This is a genomic window from Streptomyces sp. NPDC058671, assembly GCF_042716475.1.
Classification (GTDB): Bacteria; Actinomycetota; Actinomycetes; order Streptomycetales; family Streptomycetaceae; genus Streptomyces.
This window is the reverse complement of sequence record NZ_JBHXSA010000066.1, coordinates 1-1,595: the sequence shown is the minus strand read 5'-3', so window position 1 is coordinate 1,595 and position 1,595 is coordinate 1. Positions and strand designations below refer to the sequence as shown.

The following is a 1,595-nucleotide window of genomic DNA, read 5'->3' as shown; positions in this document are numbered from 1 at the left end:
GTGGATCGCCGCCCACGGCCGCCCCATGTCCCCCGCGGTCATGTGCCCCTCGTCCACAATGGCCAGGTCGAACGGAGCCATCCGCTGCCCGTACAACCGCTCCCCGCCCGCCAGAGCCGACTCCAACGGCCCAGGGACAGCCCGACGCCCAGTGACATCAGCAGGGTCCTCGCGGTCCACGAGAGAGGCGTACGTGGCGAACACGACCACCGGACCGGACCCCGCCCACAACGCGAGCTGGATCGGATTGGTGGTCGTGCGCACCCCGAGCTGCTCCAGGACCTCGTCCTTGTCCACCGAGCAGACCGCGACCATCGGCGCCCGGTGCCCGACCCTGCGCCAGGACTGGGCACTCTGCACGATCAGATCCAGCGTGGGCACCATGACAAGGATCCGCCCGTCCGGAAAGCACTCCAGAGCGCTCGCGGCGGTCGTGATCGTCTTACCGGACCCGGTCGCGGACACCCCCATGGCACGCGCCCCCTCGGGGGGTGCAGATGATCTTGCAGGGAATCCCACCCACTTACGGAACGCCGATTTCTGGTCGATCTGGTGTTCTCTGAGAGAGATTTTCTGCATGTCGGTTTTCATTCCTACGTGGTGGAGGATCGGGCGAGGGCATGGCGTTTCGGGTGGTGGCTATGTGCCGAGGCCCCTGAGTCCCCATTCGTCGAGTCCGGCGTAGACGGTGGCGGTGAGGCATTGAGGTGCGTCCATGACTTCGGCTTCGCCGCGGTAGACGGCGATCAGCGAGTCGGTACCGCGCCACCAGGTGTCCGCAAGGCCGACGACCTCCGGTACGGCCTCGAACCCCTCGAGCTCGAGCTCGTCCACGGCAGCGCCCGTCAACCTCGTGGTCGTGCGAGCCCACCGATGAGCGTGGTCCGCCAGGGCCAGGGCTTCCACCCAGCCCTCGACACTGGCGTGCAGGGGCACCCACTTCCCGGCGTGAAGACCGAATTCCCCGTTCGGGCCGATCATGAACGAGTAGGGGAGAGCCGTACGCTGCCCGCCGGCTTCGAAGTGCCAGTCAGGACCCGGCCCCTCGGGCACATCCCCGCTGAGCGTCCGAGGCCCTCCGTCATAGTGAGGAGAAGGCGGAAGGGCCAGACCGCCCCAGACCGCCTCGAAGGCGGCCACCCGGTCGACCTGAGCCGCAGGGATCCCGTGCTCCATCCACCGCGCCCTGTACTGCTCCACATCATGGCGACCGGTCCAATATCCATGAGACCGGACGAAGCCTTTCGCCCTGCGCGTGAGCCCCGCAGGAATATCTGCGCCGATCGCCATTTCCCACCCTAACGTAGGCCCTGTTTCCGCCAATGCTACATACTGCATCAGTTAATGCAGCCACCACACCGGCACTCGGGAACGAACGCAGAGCCCCGCTCCTCGCAACCAGCCGGGCCCGCGTCAGCGGGCCCCGGGCCCTGGAGGCGCAGCCGGAAGGGCCCTTGAGGCGGGGGAGCGCAGCGGACCCGCCGGCCCAGGGCAGAGCGAAGCGAAGCCCAGGGCCAGCGGGGCGAAGCCCCACAGCTCCGGAAGCGCAGCGGACGGAGCATCATCAAGCCCGCGCAGCGGGCTTGATGAGCGGC

Annotated in this window: 2 protein-coding genes; both read right to left on the bottom strand. The window is 68.0% G+C overall.

Features of this window, described 5'->3' with window-relative positions:
- Positions 1 to 579 (bottom strand): DEAD/DEAH box helicase family protein (locus ACFWV2_RS33030; protein ID WP_384411118.1); only part of this gene is annotated, 579 nt, incomplete at its 3' end.
- 60 nt (positions 580 to 639) lie between these two features.
- The gene (locus ACFWV2_RS33025) at positions 640 to 834 is read right to left on the bottom strand and encodes a hypothetical protein (RefSeq protein ID WP_384411115.1); all 195 of its coding nucleotides are present in this window, start codon (positions 832 to 834) and stop codon (positions 640 to 642) included.
- Positions 835 to 1,595: the final 761 nt, after the last annotated feature.